This is a genomic window from Alphaproteobacteria bacterium (assembly GCA_035625915.1).
Lineage (GTDB): Bacteria > Pseudomonadota > Alphaproteobacteria > JACZXZ01 > JACZXZ01 > DATDHA01.
Window position 1 is genome coordinate 34,969 of record DASPOR010000204.1, and the last position, 18,035, is coordinate 53,003.

Annotated in this window: 19 protein-coding genes; 5 read left to right on the plus strand and 14 right to left on the minus strand. The window is 62.3% G+C overall.

What is annotated here, in order from left to right; translation table 11 throughout:
• The first annotated feature begins 611 nt into the window (after positions 1 to 611).
• Entirely contained in the window at positions 612 to 821 is a 210-nt protein-coding gene (locus VEJ16_16245; GenBank protein ID HYB11213.1) for a cold-shock protein, read from the plus strand.
• Between the two features lie 202 nt (positions 822 to 1,023).
• On the opposite strand, the gene VEJ16_16250 is transcribed toward VEJ16_16245, so the two are convergent.
• On the minus strand, positions 1,024 to 1,302 hold the full coding sequence (locus tag VEJ16_16250) for a hypothetical protein (GenBank protein HYB11214.1): 279 nt from the start codon (positions 1,300 to 1,302) through the stop codon (positions 1,024 to 1,026).
• A gap of 96 nt (positions 1,303 to 1,398) precedes the next feature.
• Positions 1,399 to 1,743: a DUF2794 domain-containing protein gene (locus tag VEJ16_16255; GenBank protein ID HYB11215.1), complete on the minus strand. Its 345-nt coding sequence runs from the start codon at positions 1,741 to 1,743 to the stop codon at positions 1,399 to 1,401.
• Between the two features lie 221 nt (positions 1,744 to 1,964).
• Between VEJ16_16255 and VEJ16_16260 the strand changes: the two genes are divergently transcribed.
• The 3 genes from VEJ16_16260 to der are packed head-to-tail and all read left to right on the plus strand — an operon-like array spanning position 1,965 to position 5,370.
• Positions 1,965 to 2,609 (plus strand): tetratricopeptide repeat protein, encoded by a 645-nt coding sequence (locus VEJ16_16260; GenBank protein HYB11216.1) that lies wholly within the window; start codon positions 1,965 to 1,967, stop codon positions 2,607 to 2,609.
• A gap of 7 nt (positions 2,610 to 2,616) precedes the next feature.
• The gene (locus VEJ16_16265; protein HYB11217.1) at positions 2,617 to 3,972 is read left to right on the plus strand and encodes a PQQ-binding-like beta-propeller repeat protein; all 1,356 of its coding nucleotides are present in this window, start codon (positions 2,617 to 2,619) and stop codon (positions 3,970 to 3,972) included.
• A 9-nt stretch (positions 3,973 to 3,981) separates the two neighbouring features.
• On the plus strand, positions 3,982 to 5,370 hold the full coding sequence (der, locus tag VEJ16_16270) for a ribosome biogenesis GTPase Der (protein ID HYB11218.1): 1,389 nt from the start codon (positions 3,982 to 3,984) through the stop codon (positions 5,368 to 5,370).
• A 61-nt stretch (positions 5,371 to 5,431) separates the two neighbouring features.
• Here der and VEJ16_16275 read toward each other — a convergent pair whose 3' ends face one another.
• From VEJ16_16275 to rpsF, 12 genes are all read right to left on the minus strand, one after another.
• The gene (locus VEJ16_16275; protein HYB11219.1) at positions 5,432 to 6,136 is read right to left on the minus strand and encodes an SDR family NAD(P)-dependent oxidoreductase; all 705 of its coding nucleotides are present in this window, start codon (positions 6,134 to 6,136) and stop codon (positions 5,432 to 5,434) included.
• A gap of 2 nt (positions 6,137 to 6,138) precedes the next feature.
• A complete protein-coding gene (purF, locus tag VEJ16_16280; GenBank protein HYB11220.1) occupies positions 6,139 to 7,596 on the minus strand; it encodes an amidophosphoribosyltransferase in 1,458 nt (485 codons plus the stop codon).
• Between the two features lie 35 nt (positions 7,597 to 7,631).
• The gene (locus VEJ16_16285) at positions 7,632 to 8,291 is read right to left on the minus strand and encodes a CvpA family protein (GenBank protein HYB11221.1); all 660 of its coding nucleotides are present in this window, start codon (positions 8,289 to 8,291) and stop codon (positions 7,632 to 7,634) included.
• A gap of 12 nt (positions 8,292 to 8,303) precedes the next feature.
• Positions 8,304 to 9,737 carry a DNA repair protein RadA gene (radA, locus tag VEJ16_16290; GenBank protein ID HYB11222.1) on the minus strand — a complete coding sequence of 478 codons (1,434 nt, stop codon included), beginning with the start codon at positions 9,735 to 9,737 and terminating at the stop codon, positions 8,304 to 8,306.
• A 61-nt stretch (positions 9,738 to 9,798) separates the two neighbouring features.
• Entirely contained in the window at positions 9,799 to 10,575 is a 777-nt protein-coding gene (locus tag VEJ16_16295) for an ATP-binding cassette domain-containing protein (GenBank protein HYB11223.1), read from the minus strand.
• Between the two features lie 136 nt (positions 10,576 to 10,711).
• Positions 10,712 to 11,488, minus strand: coding sequence for an ABC transporter permease (locus VEJ16_16300; protein HYB11224.1), 777 nt, complete (start codon positions 11,486 to 11,488; stop codon positions 10,712 to 10,714).
• A gap of 9 nt (positions 11,489 to 11,497) precedes the next feature.
• Positions 11,498 to 12,652 carry an alanine racemase gene (gene alr / locus VEJ16_16305; protein HYB11225.1) on the minus strand — a complete coding sequence of 385 codons (1,155 nt, stop codon included), beginning with the start codon at positions 12,650 to 12,652 and terminating at the stop codon, positions 11,498 to 11,500.
• A gap of 105 nt (positions 12,653 to 12,757) precedes the next feature.
• A complete protein-coding gene (locus VEJ16_16310) occupies positions 12,758 to 14,293 on the minus strand; it encodes a replicative DNA helicase (protein HYB11226.1) in 1,536 nt (511 codons plus the stop codon).
• A 210-nt stretch (positions 14,294 to 14,503) separates the two neighbouring features.
• Positions 14,504 to 15,745 carry a cyclopropane-fatty-acyl-phospholipid synthase family protein gene (locus tag VEJ16_16315; GenBank protein ID HYB11227.1) on the minus strand — a complete coding sequence of 414 codons (1,242 nt, stop codon included), beginning with the start codon at positions 15,743 to 15,745 and terminating at the stop codon, positions 14,504 to 14,506.
• 234 nt (positions 15,746 to 15,979) lie between these two features.
• Positions 15,980 to 16,567 carry a 50S ribosomal protein L9 gene (rplI, locus tag VEJ16_16320; protein HYB11228.1) on the minus strand — a complete coding sequence of 196 codons (588 nt, stop codon included), beginning with the start codon at positions 16,565 to 16,567 and terminating at the stop codon, positions 15,980 to 15,982.
• A 57-nt stretch (positions 16,568 to 16,624) separates the two neighbouring features.
• A complete protein-coding gene (gene rpsR / locus VEJ16_16325; GenBank protein ID HYB11229.1) occupies positions 16,625 to 16,867 on the minus strand; it encodes a 30S ribosomal protein S18 in 243 nt (80 codons plus the stop codon).
• Entirely contained in the window at positions 16,864 to 17,340 is a 477-nt protein-coding gene (rpsF, locus tag VEJ16_16330) for a 30S ribosomal protein S6 (protein ID HYB11230.1), read from the minus strand. The genes rpsR and rpsF overlap by 4 nt, the downstream gene beginning before the upstream one ends.
• A gap of 478 nt (positions 17,341 to 17,818) precedes the next feature.
• Here rpsF and VEJ16_16335 point away from each other — a divergent pair.
• A partial coding sequence (locus VEJ16_16335; GenBank protein HYB11231.1) for an acyltransferase domain-containing protein occupies positions 17,819 to 18,035 on the plus strand: 217 nt, incomplete at its 3' end.

An 18,035-nucleotide genomic window follows, 5' to 3' on the forward strand; every position in this document is an offset into this window, starting at 1 on the left:
CTGTCGTCACGCGTGTGACGGGAAAAAAGCAACCGGTCGACCTTGCGGGGTGCGCCCGGTTTTCTTCCGATCCAAGGCTCGCAAAGGTGGATGTCAAGGCTGGCGCCGTGGCCCGCCGGAGGTGGGCTTTGGCCATTCGCTAAACAAATCTGTCCCTTATCCTTCGAGTCGTGCTATGTTTTGTCCTGCGGAGGGAGCCATTGAGGGCCTTTGTCTCGGGATACCGGGTAAAAGCCCTCAGTGAATCCGACCTGCCCACCCGAGGTGGCGGATAAGCCAGCGGGCGTCGGAAGGGCTTGAGGAGGGGGTTGCTTCTATCGTCAACGTTTTGACCGGCGGCCTTGCCCGGCAAGGCTGGAGCAACGACATCTTGTGCCCTGCGTGTGGCGGATCGAACCAGCATCCTTCGGGCAATTGCGTGCGCGTTCCGTGAGGGGTCTTGTGCTGGTTACAAAATTCATATTTATCAATAAAGTAGGGAATTCCTCATGCCGGTGGGATGGTGGCGTGAGGCGATTTGGCGTGAACCATCTCATAACACTGCGGTAGGGCTGCCGCCGTCGGAAATCACCGGCACGGTACGCAACGACGCGATATGGAGTGCATGGAATATGTCAGTTGGCACGGTTAAGTGGTTCAATGCCACGAAGGGGTACGGCTTCATCCAACCCGAGGACGGCTCGAAGGATGTCTTCGTTCACATCTCTGCGGTTCAGCGGGCGGGACTTCAGGGGCTTCGGGAAGGCCAAAAGGTGAAGTACGAGCTTATGATGGGCCGTAACGGCAAGAGCTCGGCGGAGAATCTCGCGGTCGTCGACTGACGGGACGGCATTCGCTGCATGTCGCGGGGGCAGCCGCCCCCCGACACGGCGCTGGGACCGGTTGCTGGGCATTCGCGGGCTCTTTGGGCTTGCGGGTCCATCGCTTTCGTTCTTCGTTACCTTGCGGCATTCGCGGCAGACGGCGTTGGTGCGCACGGGGCGTTCCTGCGCGCGCATCGGATCGTTGCGGGTGGACAGGATCTCAGAGGTGGTTTGCGACAGAGCCTAACGACGGCCACGCGGGCCGCGTCGCAACATCCTTCGCACCGCACCCCATGCAACGCATCTGACTGCCCACCTCGGGAACCGGGAAGGCGGGTCCGAGGGCGGCGATGAGGTTGCGCGTCGGTACGACCGCATTGTGGCCGCAGCGATTGCACCAGCAGAACACATCGACCCCTTCGTTTGCGAGTTCAGCCAGCAGGATCGCTTTGAGGCGACCGTCCTCGGCCTCGACCAGCCTGCGCTTGAAGCCAGACATTCGCCGTCCCCGACATTCGCGAAAAGAACATACCAAGAACACGATGGGCAATCAAGGCGGACGCTTAGCCGAAAAGCAGGGGAGGACGCCAAAATATCAGGAGCCGCTCGATACCAGCGTGAGCCGCAACTCGAAAATGCCCAGGACCTCCGAGAGCGAATTTCCGCGCTTGAAAGGGCGAGAGCCTTTCGTGACGAGAAAGCTGCACTTACCCGCGGCGTCGGGGGCGAACTTCACGACCGTGAAAGTCGGTCCTTCGAGGCGGTGACGAAACACCATGAAGCGCGCGTGGGTCGTATCGTGGTGAATCGCATAATCGCGCCATTCACCGCCGGCCACCCGTCGGCTATAGAGCTGGAGGAGATTGTTGAGTTCCGGGCGGCTGAAACACACAAAGCTGCGTCGACGTCTGTGCTCGTCGAGCCGGACCAGCTTCGCCATAAGCAACACCTCATTGCACGGCATCTCTTGTTCGGTTCGTGACAGTCTTCCTCATTTCCGATGCAGTGTCCAGTAGACCCAAACCCTCGTAAACGCCTCGGAATCGCGGAAAACGGTAGCGCATCCGGCTTTCATCCGAGAGAGCCGGGGTATCGCTCAGGGATTTGCCATCCTCCGAGGCGGTCGCTATTGTACGGCCCTCATTTGTCCCGGAGGCCTTGGTGAGCGATATCTTCCGCGAGATTGAAGAAGACTTACAACGCGATCGATACAAGAAGCTGTGGGAGAAATACGGCAACCTTGTCATCGCCGCGGCCGTGGTGCTGGTCCTGGGTACGGCCGGCTGGCAGGTTTGGAAGGCGAACAAGATAAAACGCGACGAAGCATTTGGCGCTCGCTATGCCGAGGCTGCCAAGCTCGCAGAAGACGGCAAGACCGATCAGGCGGAACAAGACTTCGCTAAACTCGCCACGGATGCCGGCCACGGGTATGCGGCACTTTCACGGCTGCAGGAGGCGTCGCTTCTGGCCAAGGCCGGCAAGCGCGACGAGGCGATCGCCGTCTACGACAAACTCGCTGCGGACAGTTCCGTCGACCGGACATATCGCGACCTGGCGGCTTACCTTGCGGTACTCCATAATGTCGACACCGGCGACCCTGCGGTCCTTGCCAAGCAACTTGAACCGCTGACGGCAGCATCGAGCCCGTGGCGCCACTCGGCCCTCGAGCTGTCGGCACTGCTCGCCGAGCGCGCGGGCGATGTGGCGCGTGCGCGGCAGATCTACACGCAGCTTGCCGACGATGCGACAGCGCCTCAAGGCGTTCGTGCGCGTGCGGCCGAAATGCTCGCCGCACTCAAGGGCTGAGACCGGCATGATCCGCTGCCGCGCCGCCACGATCCTGGAGATCCTCTCGGCCTTGACGCTCGTCCTCGCCCTCGGCGGGTGCGATGTTTGGCATAGCTGGTTCGGCGACGAAGACAAGAAGCCGAAGCTCAAGGGGGAGCGGATCCCTGTCCTTGTGGCCGAACAGAACCTCAAGCCCGACCCCCAGGTCCAGGACCTCGCGGTGCAGTTGCCGAGTGCGCAGAACAATCCGGACTGGCCGCAATCCGGTGGCAATCCCGCTCACGACATGCAGAACGTATCTGTCGGCAACAGCCTCAATCAGGTTTGGAGTTCGAGTATTGGTGAGGGCCGGAACAAGCACTCAAATCACCTCGCCGTGCCGGTTATCGGCGGCGGGCGGATATTCACGATGGACACGGAATCCGTCGTTCGCGCATTCGATCTCGACCGCGGCGGCCGGATTTGGGAGACCGACGTGAAGCCCGATGCCGACGATATCGGCGACGGCGACGTCGGCGGAGGTGTGGGTTACGCGGACGGACAGGTCTTCGTCACCAACAATTTCGGTGAGGTATTGGCGCTCGACGCCAATTCGGGCGCCATCAAGTGGCGCCGTTCGCTCGCCGGACCGACGCGCGCAGCGCCGACCGTGGGCGGGGGGCGCGCTTTCGTCGTAACGGCGGACAACCAATTAAACGTGCTCGACGTGAAGGACGGCCGCGTGGAGTGGACCCATGCCGGATTGTCGGAAGTCACGGGTCTCCTCGGCGCTGCAAGCCCGGCCTTCGACGGTGACATCGTCGTCGTGCCATACACGTCCGGCGAACTCTATGCCATTCGGGCGGACAACGGGCGCGTCCTTTGGTCGGACTCGCTCGCTTCGGTTCGACGTGCTGACGCGATCTCCGCCCTTGCGGACATCCGCGCCAATCCCGTCATCGACCGAGACCGCGTCGTCGCTGTCGGCAACAGCGGGCGAATGGTGGCGATCGATTTGCGCTCGGGCGGTCGCGCCTGGGAGGACCCGATCGGCGGTTGGACGATGCCGTGGGTGGCGGGCGATTTCGTCTTCGTGCTGTCGAACGAGAATCAGCTTATCTGCTTGACGCGGCGCGACGGGCGCGTGCGTTGGCTCGTCCAACTCGACCGTTGGAAGGACACCGAAAAGAAGAAGGACCCCATCCTTTGGGTCGGGCCGGTGCTGATCGGCGACAAGCTCGTCACCGCGAGCAACGACGAGAGACTCATCACCATCTCGCCGCAGGACGGTACGATCCTGAACACGATCGAGCTTGGCGATCCGGTCTCGATTCCGCCCATCGCGGCAAACGGCACACTTTACGTCCTGACCGACGCCGGAGACCTTCGGGCTTTTCGCTAAGGGGCGGCAATGGCGTTCACCGTTGCCATCGTAGGACGCCCGAACGTTGGGAAATCGACGATCTTCAATCGGCTCGTGGGCAAGCGGCTCGCGCTCGTCGATGACACACCAGGCTTCACGCGCGACCGGCGCGAGGGTCAGGTCGATGCCGGCGGCCTCAGTTTTACGGTCATCGACACGGCAGGACTCGAGGAAAGCACCGCTGACACGCTCGAAGCGCGCATGCTCTCCCAAACCGAGCGTGCGATCGACAGCGCGGACGTGGCTTTGCTGGTGATTGACGCGCGTGCGGGCCTGACCCCGCTTGACGAGCATTTCGCGCGCCGCGTGCGCAAGCGGCGAACGCCGGTCATCCTGGTCGCAAACAAATGCGAAGGCACGATTGGCGCTGCGATACTCGCCGATTGCCATCGTCTCGGTTTCGGGGAGGCCATCGAAATTTCGGCGGAACATGGGCTCGGCATCGGCGATCTTCTGGATGCCTTGCGACCCCATGCCCCATCTTCCGCCATAGCACCCAGCGAGGAAGATGGCGGTGAGGACGAGGATACACGGCTCGGCACAGGCGAGGTGCTGCCAAGACGGCTTCAGCTAGCAATTCTCGGTCGGCCCAATGTTGGAAAGTCGACGCTAGCCAACCAACTGCTCGGCGAGGACCGGTTGCTGACCGGCCCGGAGCCAGGCGTTACGCGCGATGCGATCCCGCTTGACTGGGAATATTCGGGTCGGCCGATCCGGCTCGTCGATACCGCGGGCCTGCGCCGCCGCGCCAAGGTGACCGATCGGCTGGAGCGGCTTTCCGCTGTCGACGCCCTGCGCGCCGTCCGTTTTGCCGAAGTCGTGATCCTCGTCGTTGACGGTGGCGATCCACTCAATCGCCAGGACCTGGGCCTTGCGAGCATGGTGGCAGAGGAGGGCCGCGCCCTTGTCGTCGCCGTCAATAAGGCCGACACGATCGCGGATAGGTCGAAGGTAATGCGCGAAATCCACGAGCGCATCGATATCTCGCTTGCGCAGGTGAAGGGCGTTGAGATCATTCTCGTGTCCGCATTGACCGGCGAGGGAGTCGAAAAGCTTATGGCGGCGGTCTTCCGCGCGCACGAACTTTGGAACCGGCACATATCGACTTCCGAACTCAACCGGTTCATGTCCGAGGTGATCGACGCCCATCCGCCGCCCCGCGCTGGCGGTCGGCGAAGCAAGATTCGCTACATCACGCAGGCGAAGACGCGGCCGCCCAGTTTCACGCTTTTCGGGAACAAGCTCAGCGATTTGCCCGATACCTATCTTCGCTACATCGTCAACGCGATGCGCGAATCCTTCGATCTGCCGGGGGTGCCGATCCGCATCGCGCTGCGGGGCGGGGAAAATCCCTATGCGAAGAAAAAGCCGACCTAAGCTCCAGGCGCTCCGGGTCTTTGACGCAGTGGCTTAGGCGGCGTTTGCCTGAAACGCCATCCTAATAACAGCGCACCAAATCTCCGTGCCGGGCGCAATCCGCTGTCGCCAATTCGACGAAGTGTGGCGCGATTTCGTCAGGGTGGCGCAATGTGTCCGGGTTCTCGCCTGGAAACGCTTCCGCACGCAGTGCGGTACGCACAATGCCGGGATCGAGCAGGTTGACGCGCACTTTGGTCTTGGCGGTCTCCCCGGCGTAGTTGCGAACCATCGCCTCGAGGGCCGCCTTGCTCGCGGCGTAGGCGCCCCAGTAGGGGAAAACATCCGACGCCACGCTGGCGGTCACGAAGATGGCGCGGCCGGCGTCGGATGCGCGAAGGAGCGGATCGGTGCTGCGTATGAGCCGCCAATTGGCGGTGAGATTTATCGCGATGACCTCGTTCCACACTGGCGGGTCGATGTGCCCCGTGGGCGAGAGAACGCCGAGCTGTGCTGCGTTGCCCACGACGATGTCGAGCTTTCCGTAGCGCTCGTAAAGGGCCGCACCCAGTCGATCGATGGCGTCAAAATCCTTGAGATCGAGTGGCACGAGGGTGGCGCTGCCGCCCAACGCGCCAATCGCATCGTCCACGTCCTCGAGCCCGCCGACCGTGCGTGCGACGAGAACGACGTGTGCGCCCTCGGCTGCAAAGCGTTTGGCGACCGCTGCACCGATACCGCGCGACGCACCCGTGATGAGTGCCACGCGCCCTTTCAGTCGGGCCATTTTCAGGCGATCTCGGCGAGAAGCGAAAGTTGCGGTGCGGTCTGCCCACCCTCGAAATCGGTAAGGCTCGTCGGGTAGTCGCCGGTGAAGCAGGCGTCGCAAAATTGCGGGTGGGCATTGTCGCGGCCCCTGACGCCGACCGCGCGATAAAGCCCGTCGATCGTGATGAAGGCAAGGCTGTCGACGCCGATCAACGCGCGCATGCCCTCAATATCGTGGCGATAGGCAAGCAGTTCGCTCCGGTGCGGCGTATCGATCCCGTAAAAGCACGAATTCGTCGTGGGCGGGCTCGAAATCCGCATATGAACCTCACGCGCACCCGCTTGGCGCACCATCTCGACGATCTTGCGCGACGTGGTTCCGCGCACGATTGAATCGTCCACCAAGATGACGCGCTTTCCCTCGATATTGGCGCGGTTGACGTTGTGTTTGAGCTTGACGCCGAGATTGCGGATGCGATCCGTCGGCTCGATGAAGGTACGCCCGACATAATGATTGCGGATGATGCCAAGCTCGAACGGAATCCCTGCTTCGGCAGCGTAGCCGATTGCGGCGGGAACCCCGGAATCGGGAACGGGGATTATCACGTCGGCCGGAACGCCGCTCTCACGGGCAAGTTCGGCGCCGATACGCTTTCTGACCTCGTAAACGCTCTTGCCCTCCATCCTGCTGTCGGGTCGGGCGAAGTAAATGTACTCAAAAATACAGAAACGCTTGCGCATTGCCGGGAAGGGCTTGAGGGAGTGAACCCCCTTCTTGTCGAGGACGACAATCTCGCCCGGCTCCACATCCCGCACGAAGGTAGCGTCGATGATATCGAGCGCACACGTCTCGGAGGTGAGTATGAAGGCGCCGTCGCGCGTCCTGCCGAGCACGAGCGGGCGCACGCCCAAGGGGTCGCGCAGGCCGATCACCGCCTGTTCGCTCATGGATATGAGCGAGTAAGCCCCCTCGATCTGCCGAACGGCTTCGATCAGCCGGTCGATCAGCGTGCCGAACTGGCTGGTCGCGATCAGGTGGACGATTACCTCGGTGTCGGTGGTCGACTGGAAGAGCGAGCCTCGGCTGGTCAGCCGATCGCGTAAGGCTGCCGCGTTCGTAAGGTTGCCGTTGTGCCCGACTGCGAAGCCGCCTTGTTGGAGGTGAGCGAAGAGCGGCTGAACGTTTCGAAGGACGGTCTCCCCGGTCGTGGCGTAGCGGACGTGTCCAATTGCAAGTCGTCCGGGAAGCTTGGCGATCGCCTCCTCGCTGTCGAGACTGTCGCCGACGAGGCCAAGAGCCCTGTGCTGGTGGAATTGCTTGCCGTCATAGCTCACGAGGCCGACCGCTTCCTGGCCGCGATGCTGGAGGGCATGGAGGCCGAGGGCGGTCAGTGCTGCCGCGTCGGTATGTCCGAAGATGCCGAAGATACCGCACTCCTCCTTCAGTTTGTCGTCGTCGAAGGGATTGGTGTTCGGCATGGCTGTTCCCGTCATCTCCTGAAGCGTCGGGGCGCTCACTGGTTGCTCTGGAAAAGCCGGTCCATTTCCTTGTTCTCGTCCGGCTTATACCCCTGTTGGTCCTTGGGTGCATCAGCTTTGGCGTCGGGCTTTGCGAGTCTTTGGACGGCCTGCGCCGCGTCGATTCCGTTGCGCGCCTTCGACTCGGCGTCGCCAACCGCCTGAAGGGCGCGACGGCGCTCGCTTTCGGGGATGAGCTGCTCGATCATCCGCGCACCGCGCTCGACAAGCGGGGCGGTCTTGGCCTCCTTCACCCAGCTCGGGTAGTCGTCGGGCGAAGAGACGGCCCAACCGAGTGCCAGGTAGCCCAGGCATACGATCACGATTCCTCTCACGAGGCCAAACACGAGCCCGAGCGACTTGTCGAGTGCTGAAAAACTGCTTTGGTGAACTCTCTGCGCAATCGCATGGCTGATAGCGGAGAGAATCACAAGGGCGATCACGAAGATCGTGACCCCTGCCGCGCCATCGGCCAGCCATGGAATCGCGATGAAGTTGCGAAACCAAGGTGTCACGTACGAGAAAAGGTAGAGCGTAGCGAACGCCGCACCCACCCAGCCGACCACGCTGAGCACTTCCTTCACGAAGCCTCGGATAAGGGCGAAGAGGGCCGAAAGGAGAATGATGATAATGACGACGATGTCGGTCGGGATCATGATCTGGCTTGTCTATCCTCTTGCCGCGGCATTGCGCACAGGGCCGTCGACGGCGCCGAAGCCGTCTTCGGAGTTCTCGAAAAGAGCAACAAGCTCGTAAAGGTGCCCGATCTCGGTGAGCCGCAATCCCCCGGCGGTAGCACCCGTTCCCGCAGCGCCCCGCCTTTGGGGCGACCGCGGCACGACCGCGCGACTGAAACCGAGCTTGGCTGCCTCCTTGAGGCGGTGGTCCATATGGTTCACGGGACGGATCTCGCCCGAAAGCCCGATTTCGCCGAAAATCACTGTTTCAGGCAGCACCGGTCGGTCCGTGACGGACGATACGATTGCCGCCGAAACCGCGAGATCTGCCGCCGGCTCCGCAATCCGAAGCCCGCCCGCGACGTTCAAATACACATCGCGGCCCCCAAGGGCAAGCCCGCACCGCGCCTCGAGCACGGCAAGAACCATGGCGAGACGCCCCGTGTCCCATCCGACCACGGCACGGCGAGGTGTCGCGAACGAAGTAGGCGCAATAAGCGCCTGCACCTCGACAAGCATGGGCCGCGTTCCCTCGATCCCGGCAAAGACGGCAGCACCGCTCACCGCGCGATCCCGCTCACCGAGGAAAAGGGCGGACGGATTCCCGACTTCCAAGAGGCCACGGTCGGTCATCTCGAATACGCCAATCTCATCGGTCGGCCCGAAGCGGTTCTTGACGGCGCGCAGGATTCGGAACTGATGTCCGCGTTCCCCTTCGAAATAGAGCACCGTGTCCACCATGTGCTCGAGCACGCGCGGGCCGGCGATCAGCCCTTCCTTGGTGACGTGGCCGACCATCAGCACCGTGGTCCCACGGCGTTTGGCTGCCCTGATGAGTTCCTGCGCCGAGCCTCGCACTTGGGCCACGGTCCCGGGTGCAGATTCGAGATTGTCGACATACATCGTCTGGATCGAATCGATGACGACGACCTCGGGGCCGTCGGGGCGGTCGAGGCTCGCGAGGATATCGCGAATGCTGGTAGCCGCCGCGAGTTCGACCGGGGCTTTGGCGAGGCCCATGCGCGCTGCCCGCATGCGCACCTGATCGATCGCTTCCTCGCCGGAAATATAGGCTGCGCTGGCGCCTTGCGCCAAGCGCGCGACAATTTGAAGGAGAAGCGTCGATTTGCCGATGCCGGGATCGCCGCCGACGAGAATCGCCGAGGCCGGCACCAATCCGCCACCGGTCACGCGATCGAACTCGGCGATGCCACTCGCCCGGCGCGGCACCTCCGCAGCAATGCCGTCCAGTCGCGTGAACTGCAGCGCCTTGCCGGCCCGTTCGCCAAGGCCCTTCGGGATACTTTCGCGCGCGGCTTCTTCGACGATCGAGTTCCAACCGCCGCATGCCTCGCAGCGGCCTTGCCAGCGCGGGTAGCTCGCACCGCAGTCCTGGCACACATAGCGCGACGAAGGCTTCGCCACTAACACTCCCCGCCGCACAAACGGCGCGCGCGCCGCGGTGCTGAGTCGATGGGAAACCCCATCATGCACGCAGCTCCATTTGTATCGGGCCCTGGGCCCGGCCGTGAATGAATTGGTCGACATACGGATTGTCGACACGATCGAGGGCTGCGACCGGCCCCGTCCAGATGATCTTTCCGCCATAGATCATCGCGATTCGGTCGGCAATTTTGCGCGCACTCGCCAAATCGTGTGTGATCGAGAGGGCGGTGGCACCGAGCTCGTTCACGCATTTGCGGATGAGATCGTTGATCACATCCCCCATGATTGGGTCGAGGCCCGTCGTCGGCTCGTCGAAAAAAACGATCTCGGGATCGGTTGCGATCGCTCGCGCGAGGCCGACGCGCTTTTTCATGCCGCCGGAAAGCTCCGCCGGTCCAAGCTCGCCCACGTCTGGGCCGAGCCCCACCTGCGCGAGCTTCTTGATCGCAATCTCCTTGGCGTCGGCGCGGGCGATACGCTTGGCCTGGATGAGGCCGAAGGCGACGTTCTCCCATACGGGGAGGCTATCGAAGAGGGCGGCACCCTGGAACAGCATGCCGAATTTTCGCAAAACATGCTCCATATCGCGCCCCCGACGTCCCACGATCTCCTGGCCATCGACCTCGATCGAACCGCGCTCTGGCTCGAGGAGGCCGAGGATGCATTTGAGCGTCACGGATTTGCCGGAGCCGGAGCCGCCGATGATCACAACCGACTCGCCAGGCGCAATTTCGAAATCGACGCCGGTGAGAACCTTTTTGGCGCCAAACGATTTGTGCACGTCCCGGAGCCGGATTTTCGGGGTTTTTGTGGCCATTCGAGCGCGCTCGCTCCTTCAATCAGCACGGCTTGCGATCATGATCCGATAAGCAGCTCGTCGCGCGCGGAATTATGCGCTTTGCGGGTGCGCCGCCACAAGGGCGGAGAGCGCGACGAACCGAGCGGTGCCGCGCTTAGGTGCCGAAAAATATCGCGGTCAGGATGTAGTTGAATGCGAAGATCAGGATCGACGCGGAAACCACGGCATTCGTCGTGGCTCGCCCGACCCCCTGGGCCCCACCTTCGGAGTGATAGCCGTGATAGCAGCCCATGAGTGCGATCAGAAAGCCGAACACACCTGCCTTCACCAGGCCCGACACCACGTCGATCGTCTTCAAGTAGTCCCAGGTCAACTTGATGTAGTTGGATGGATTGAAGCCGAGCTTGTAAACGCCGACGAGATATCCGCCAAAGACCCCGATAACGTCGGCAACCAGCACCAGGAGGGGCAGCATGGTAAGCCCGGCGACCAGGCGCGGCGCCACCAGATACTTGAATGGATCGGTCGAGAGGGTGACGAGCGCATCGATCTGCTCGGTTACCCGCATTGTGCCGATCTCCGCGGCCATGGCCGCACCGATTCGTCCGGCCACCATGAGGCCCGCGAGCACCGGGGCAAGCTCGCGCGTCATTGAGAGGACCACGACGGTCGCGATCGCCGACTCGGCATTGAAGCGCGAAAAGCCCGTATAGCTCTGCAGCGCCAGCACCATGCCCGTGAATATCGCCGTCAGTCCCACGACCGGCAGGGAGAAATAGCCGATCTGGATCATCTGCTGCCCGATCAGGCGCAGAAAGAACGGCGGCCTTACGCAATGGGAGAGGGAGATGCCGGTGAAGATGGCGATGCGGCCGGTCGCTGCAAGAAAGCCGAGGAACACGCGGCCCAAGATGGCAAGGAAGGACGCGATCACGAACGTCTATTCCCACCGCGTGCCGCCCACATAGCGCCGGCCGACGCGTTTGCCGGCGCCCAGGCTGGTAAGAACTTCATAGCCGATCGTGCCAGCCTGAGCGGCAAACAAGTCAACCGGGCGGTGCGGGCCGAGGAGTTCGACGCTTGCGCCGGAATGTGCGCAGTCGGCGGGTACATCGGTAACGTCGACGGTAATAAGGTCCATCGAAATGCGACCCACGACAGGTGCTGCGTATTCCCCGATGTAACCCTCGCCGGAATCGCCGAGGGAACGGAAATATCCATCCGCATAACCGACGCCGACCGTTGCGATGCGCGACGGTCGGCGGGCACGGTAGGCGGCACCATAGCCAACGGTCATGGTACTGTCAACGTTGCGGACTTGCAGGATTTTCGCATGCAGTTGAACGACTTGCGCCACCGGGGTCGCAATATCCGGCTGCGGCGCCACGCCATAGAGTGCCGCACCCGGGCGCACTTCATCGAGGTGGTAGGCGGCGGTCAGATAGATACCCGACGACGCCGCGATCCCCGCACGGGCCGGCGGGAGTTTGGCGCGCAGTCGATTGAAATCGTCCAGTTGGCGCCGGTTCATCGGATTTTGCCGCTCGTCGGAGCAAGCGAGATGGCTGATCACGGCGAGGATATCGAACGCGGCTAGCCGGTCGGGTGCGCCGACCAGTCGATCCACCTCGTCGCGTGGCAGGCCGAGTCGATTGAGCCCGGTGTCGACGTGCAGTATCGCCCGGAGTCGCATTTTTGCGTGCGCGGCCGCCACGCCCCAGCGCTCGATCTGGTCGAGGCTGTTGAGGACGGGGATCAGGCGATGCTCGATGAATGCAGCCTCAGCGCCCGAAAATACACCCCCGAAGACGGCAATGTCCGCATCCGGCAGGATTGCGCGAAGGGAAATGCCTTCATCGATTTGCGCCACATAGAATGTCCGGCAGCCAGCCTCCGCGAGTGCGGGCGCCACCATGCCCATCCCAAGTCCGTAGGCGTCGGCCTTGACCACGGCAGCACAAGCGGCGGGTGCCACGGCGTTCCGTAGCGTGCGCCAGTTTGCCGCGATCGCGGCGAGGTCGACGGTCAAGATCGCGTCTTTGTGCTCACCCATGTTCATGCGATGTCCGTCCGACGCCTTGAACGTTCGGCGCATACCGCTCCCATCTTGGCAATTTGTCGTTGGGTTGTCTCGCGGTTCCGGCGGCGTGCAGAAACCGAGGGCCGAGGACGATCGGTTGGAAATGCGCAAGCCTTGGGGTTACGACTCCCCACCCGGCGCATAATCGGTGCGTTCGAGATTGCCGAAACGGGTCAACGCACCCTCGAATTGAAGCGGAACGTTGCCGATCGGGCCATGACGCTGCTTTGCGATGTGGACCTCGGCGACGTTGTGAATTTTCTCGCCACGCTCCTGCCACTTGCGGTGACGGTCATCGAATTTGTCATCGCCTTCGTCGGACCGCTGCTTCGGCTCGGCCCGCTCGTGATAATATTCCTCGCGAAAGATGAACATGACCACGTCCGCGTCCTGCTCGATCGAGCCGGATTCGCGTAGGTCGGCAAGCTGGGGTCGCTTATCCTCGCGTTGCTCGACCGCGCGACTGAGTTGGGAGAGAGCCAGGACGGGCACGTTGAGTTCCTTGGCGAGCGCTTTGAGCCCGCGCGTGATCTCCGATACTTCCTGCACGCGGTTGTCGGGGCGCGAGACCCCGCCGGTCTGAAGCAGCTGCAGATAATCGACGACGATGAGGCCGAGCCCGTGCTGGCGCTTGAGTCGTCGCGCACGCGTGCGCATGGCCGCAACAGTCAGCGCCGGTGTGTCGTCGATGAAGAGCGGAAGGCGCACGAGCTCCTGCACCGCTTCGAGAAAGCGCGGGAAATCCTGCCGGCTCACTTCGCCGCGCCGGATGCGGTCCGACGATATTTCGGTCTGCTCGGCGAGAATGCGATTGGCGAGCTGTTCGGCCGACATTTCGAGCGAGAAGAACGCGACCTTTGCCCCCTCCGCCACCCGCGCATTGCCAAGTTCGTCGGGCTCCTCGCGATATGCCCTGGAGGCATTGAACGCGATGTTGGTCGCGAGTGCGGTCTTGCCCATCGATGGGCGCCCGGCAAGGATCACGAGGTCGGATGGGTGGAGCCCGCCCAATTTGCGGTCGAGGTCCAAGAGGCCGGTCGTGACACCGGTCACGTGGCTCGAGCGTTTGAACGCCGCTTCGGCCGACGCGATGGCTTGCGTCATCGCGTCGGTCAAGGAAATGAATCCGCCCTCGAACTGGCCTGTCGTCGCGAGATCGTAGAGGTTGCGCTCGGCTTCCTCGATCTGCTGAACCGCGGTCTCGTCGACCGACACGTCAAAAGCGCGATTGACGACCTCGCCGCCGAGGTCGATCAATTGCCGGCGCAAGTAGAGATCGTGAACCGTGCGGCCATATTCGTTTGCATTGATGATGCTGATCGCCGACCCTTCGAGTCGTGCGAGGTATTTCGTCCCGCCGATCTCGTCGAGCGCGCGATCCTGCTCGAAAAAAGCCTTGAGCGTTACCGAGTTGGCGAGCTGGCCGCGCTCGACGAGCTTTGCGCACGCCTCGAAGATCCGTTGGTGGCGCGTATCCGCGAAATGCTCGGCGCGAAGATATTCCGAGACGCGTTCGTAGGCGCGATTGTTCGCGAGCATGGCGCCGAGAAGCGCCATCTCCGCTTCGAAGTTATGGGGCGGTGTCCTTAAGCCGGCTGCGGCATCCGCGTCGCCATGCAACGACGCGACCGTGCTGTCCCTTCGCGCAGTCTCCATGGGGCGCGAGCTTAGCGCCACGAATTGTCATCATACAATCGCCGATATCGGCGGGATTGGAAGGATATCGGGGATAACTCTCAAGCGTCTGTATTCGCTTGCTCATCGTCGAGCGTCGATCGCAGGGCGAGCATTGCGTAAACGGCAGGCGTATGCGGTGGCCGCGCGCAGAATCGAATTGACCGCGACTCGGCGCTCGGACGTTTCAGGTCAGGCCAAGGCGTCGTTGGAAAGATTCCGCGCCGTCGCATGCTCGCGTTCCCAATCGACCATGTAATCGCGCGTGAGCGGGGCCGCGTCGGCACGCTTGGTAATTTGCATTTGGAAGACCATCTGCCGGAGATACTTGAACGCGCATTCGCAGCTTGCAAGGTAGTACTCCCACATTCTGCAGAAGCGCTCGTCGTAGAGCTTGCGTACTTCGTCTCGATTGGCCATGAACCGCTGGCGCCACTCGCGCAAGGTCTTGGCGTAATGGAGGCGCAGGATCTCGATGTCCGTTGCCCAAAGCCCAACTTTCTCGACGGCTGCCAGAACCTCGGAAAGGGCAGGGGTGTAGCCGCCGGGGAAGATGTATTTTCGAAGCCACGCGTTCGTCCCGCCCGGTGGCTCCATCCGGCCGATCGAGTGGAGCAAGCATACGCCATCGTCGGCGAGAAGGTCTCTGACCTTGGCGAAAAATCTTTGGTAGTGGGCCGGTCCTACGTGCTCGAACATCCCGACCGAAACGATCCGATCAAAGCGCCCTGTCTCCTGGCGGTAGTCGCGAAGCTCGAAGCGGACCCGGTCGGCGAGGCCCGCCGCCGCGGCGCGCGTCCGCGAGACTTTAAGTTGCTCTTCGGAAAGCGTGATGCCAGTTACGTCGATACCGTCCACCATGCGCGCCAGGAACATGCCGAGCCCACCCCAGCCAGAGCCGATATCGAGCACCTTCTGCCCCGCACCGAGCAGGAGCTTCGACGCGATGTGCCGTTTCTTGTTGTCTTGGGCCAGCTCGAGGCTTTCGTTGTCGGAACTGAAATAGGCGCAGGAGTATTGCCGGTCCTTGTCGAGGAAAAGATCGTAGAGCGAGCTTGAAAGATCATAGTGGTATGCGGCATTGCGTTTTGCCCGCGCAATCGGGTTGAAGGTGCGAAAGGGCCGGAGCGTGCGCTCGACAAAATAGGGTCTGACCTGGGCGGGCTCACGCTCCAATCGTTCCATGTTGCTCAACACGATTTCGAGGAAGCCGTAGAGATCGCCTTCCTCGATCGTGAGCGAGCCATCCATGTAAGCTTCGCCCGCATAGAGACTGGGGTGGAGGAAAAGCTTGTAGTGAAGTGCGGGGTCGTGGAGTCTGATCGTTGAGAAGGGCGCTTGCCCGTTACCGAATACGTGCGTGCCGCCGCGGGCATCGACGACCTTGAGCGTGCCCGATTTCACGATTGCCCGAAGCAGGTACCGAAGCAGCATGGTTGCCCTCCATGCTTATCCAAATTTTGTCTGCACGATCCATCCCTGTATGAACCGTGCAGTACGCCTAACGCATTATATAACAGCATGATTTTGGCGCTGTACAGCCCCGAGCGCGAGGCCGTTCGCCGACGCCTATGGGCAACGACGCTCACAAAGCGTCACGACCGTTCGATGGCTCGTAAAGAAAAGGGCGCCTATCGGCCCGGCGCACGGATCGGACGAAGATCCGCTTCAGGACGCCGGCGCGGCCTCGGCCGTTGCAGCGGCCTCGGGCGGGACCTCGGCCACACCGTCGCCGGCACCTTCGGTTTCGGCTGGTGGCGCTTCGGTTTTGACGATGGCGCCGCCATGCTCGATCTGAAGCTTGGCCTCCTCCTCGGAACGGGCGACGTTGACCGTGACGGTTACGATCACTTCAGGGTGCAATGCGATGCGCACCGGGTGAAGGCCGAGCGCTTTGATCGGATGGTTGAGCTGTATCATCCGACGCTCGACCTTCTGTGCCTCACTCGAAACCGTATTGGCGATGTCTCGCGCGGTGACGGAGCCATAGAGCTGGCCGGTCTCGCTCGCCTGCCGGATGAGCGTCACGGTAATATTATCGATTGCGCCAGCCGAACCGGATGCCTCCTTGAGCCTCGCCGCGTTCAGTGCTTCGAGGTGGCTGCGCTGCGTCTCGAAATATTCGAGGTTCGCCTTGGTGGCGCGCAGCGCCTTTTTTTGGGGCAGGAGAAAATTGCGCGCGAAGCCTGGCTTCACCTTCACGACGTCGCCGATTTTCCCAAGCGTCTCGATGCGTTCGAGCAAAATGACTTCCATGGCACTCACTCTCAAGTCGGGTCTGGCCCGAAGGGGCCAGCACCTTTGCGGCCGCCGCTATTGGATGACGTAAGGCAGCATCGCCAGAAAGCGCGCGCGCTTGATCGCCTTGGCGAGCTCTCGCTGCTTCTTGGTGGAGACCGCCGTAATCCGGCTCGGGACGATCTTCCCGCGCTCCGAGATGAAACGTTGCAGAAGCTTGATGTCTTTGTAGTCGATCTTCGGCGCATGCGGACCCGAAAACGGGCAGCTCTTGCGTCGCCGGAAGAACGGGCGGCGAGCCCCTCCCGTGGGACTCATTTCTCAACTCCTTCCGCCGCTGGGGCGGCGGGGGCCTCCGCTTCCTCCTGGCGGCGGCGTCCGCCGCCAAAGCGCGGCCGGTCGTCGTCGCGAAAACGCGGCCGGTCGTCGCCGAAACGCCCGCCCCGCCGGTCGTCGCGATCTTCCCGGCCCTTGTTCTGAAGCACCGCCGAAGGACCTGCCTCGAGCTCCTCCACGCGCACGGTGAGAAAGCGGATCACGTCCTCGTTGATCTGCATGTTCCGCTCCATCTCCTTCACCGCCGCCGCCGGAGCGTCGATGTTGAGAAGCATGAAGTGGCCTTTGCGGTTCTTCTTAACGCGATAGGTGAGATTCCGAAGGCCCCAGGATTCCTTCTTGAGGACCTTCCCTCCCTGCGTCTCGATGATGCCGGAGAAAGATTCGGTCAGAGCCTCGACCTGAGCGGCCGATACGTCCTGACGCGCGATGAACACGCTTTCGTAAAAAGCCAAATTTTGACTCCTTATGGCTGTTTCGCGGCCCGGCGCTGCATCGAGCCCAATCGCCCGGCCAGCCGCCCGAGCCTAGCCGGCACCGGCCGGCAAGGAGTAACGAAGCCGCGCAATATACACATAAGGTCTCGGAGCGCAAGGGTACGCATAGAGGACGGGGCATCGAGCCCATTGCGGTCCGTCGGAACAGGCCGGAGCCCAGGCCCATTTCGGGCGCTCGCGAAGGCACCGGCGTTTCATATTGCACCGAGCCGAAGCCCGGTATTTGCGATTTTCCGACGGTATCCCCTTGTTGGAGATAAGATTTTGCTTCGGGCCGGCATTGGCCCATCGGCGCGCGGAAGCGTCATGGCGCCTTTTCCTTCCCTTGACACGGGCGCGTTTGGCGCTATGAGTTCAACCCCACTTCGGCCAAGCTGCTGGGGCAGGCCCGATGCGGCCGACTGACCGAATTTTCCGCAACCACAGTCCGACATAGATGGCACGCGCATTCATATTCCCCGGGCAAGGGTCCCAAGCGGTAGGCATGGGCCGAGAGCTTTTCGAGAGCTTCGAGAGTGCCCGGCTCGTTTTCGGAGAGGTGGACGAAGCGCTCAAGCAAAAGCTTTCGAAGCTCATGTTCGAGGGACCGGAAAGCGAGCTCACGCTCACCGAGAACGCACAACCAGCACTCATGACCGTAAGCCTTGCGGTAT

Bases quoted from the DNA above. Each gene is read 5' to 3' on its own strand.
- der (HYB11218.1), top strand. From the start codon at position 3,982: ATGGCGTTCACCGTTGCCATCGTAGGACGCCCGAACGTTGGGAAATCG.
- purF (HYB11220.1), bottom strand. From the start codon at position 7,596: ATGCCGAACACCAATCCCTTCGACGACGACAAACTGAAGGAGGAGTGC.
- VEJ16_16250 (HYB11214.1), bottom strand. From the start codon at position 1,302: ATGTCTGGCTTCAAGCGCAGGCTGGTCGAGGCCGAGGACGGTCGCCTC.
- VEJ16_16265 (HYB11217.1), top strand. From the start codon at position 2,617: ATGATCCGCTGCCGCGCCGCCACGATCCTGGAGATCCTCTCGGCCTTG.
- VEJ16_16255 (HYB11215.1), bottom strand. From the start codon at position 1,743: ATGGCGAAGCTGGTCCGGCTCGACGAGCACAGACGTCGACGCAGCTTT.
- rplI (HYB11228.1), bottom strand. From the start codon at position 16,567: ATGGAAGTCATTTTGCTCGAACGCATCGAGACGCTTGGGAAAATCGGC.
- VEJ16_16315 (HYB11227.1), bottom strand. From the start codon at position 15,745: ATGCTGCTTCGGTACCTGCTTCGGGCAATCGTGAAATCGGGCACGCTC.
- VEJ16_16245 (HYB11213.1), top strand. From the start codon at position 612: ATGTCAGTTGGCACGGTTAAGTGGTTCAATGCCACGAAGGGGTACGGC.
- VEJ16_16310 (HYB11226.1), bottom strand. From the start codon at position 14,293: ATGGAGACTGCGCGAAGGGACAGCACGGTCGCGTCGTTGCATGGCGAC.
- rpsR (HYB11229.1), bottom strand. From the start codon at position 16,867: ATGAGTCCCACGGGAGGGGCTCGCCGCCCGTTCTTCCGGCGACGCAAG.
- VEJ16_16295 (HYB11223.1), bottom strand. From the start codon at position 10,575: ATGGCCACAAAAACCCCGAAAATCCGGCTCCGGGACGTGCACAAATCG.
- VEJ16_16275 (HYB11219.1), bottom strand. From the start codon at position 6,136: ATGGCCCGACTGAAAGGGCGCGTGGCACTCATCACGGGTGCGTCGCGC.
- alr (HYB11225.1), bottom strand. From the start codon at position 12,652: ATGCGCCGAACGTTCAAGGCGTCGGACGGACATCGCATGAACATGGGT.
- VEJ16_16285 (HYB11221.1), bottom strand. From the start codon at position 8,291: ATGATCCCGACCGACATCGTCGTCATTATCATCATTCTCCTTTCGGCC.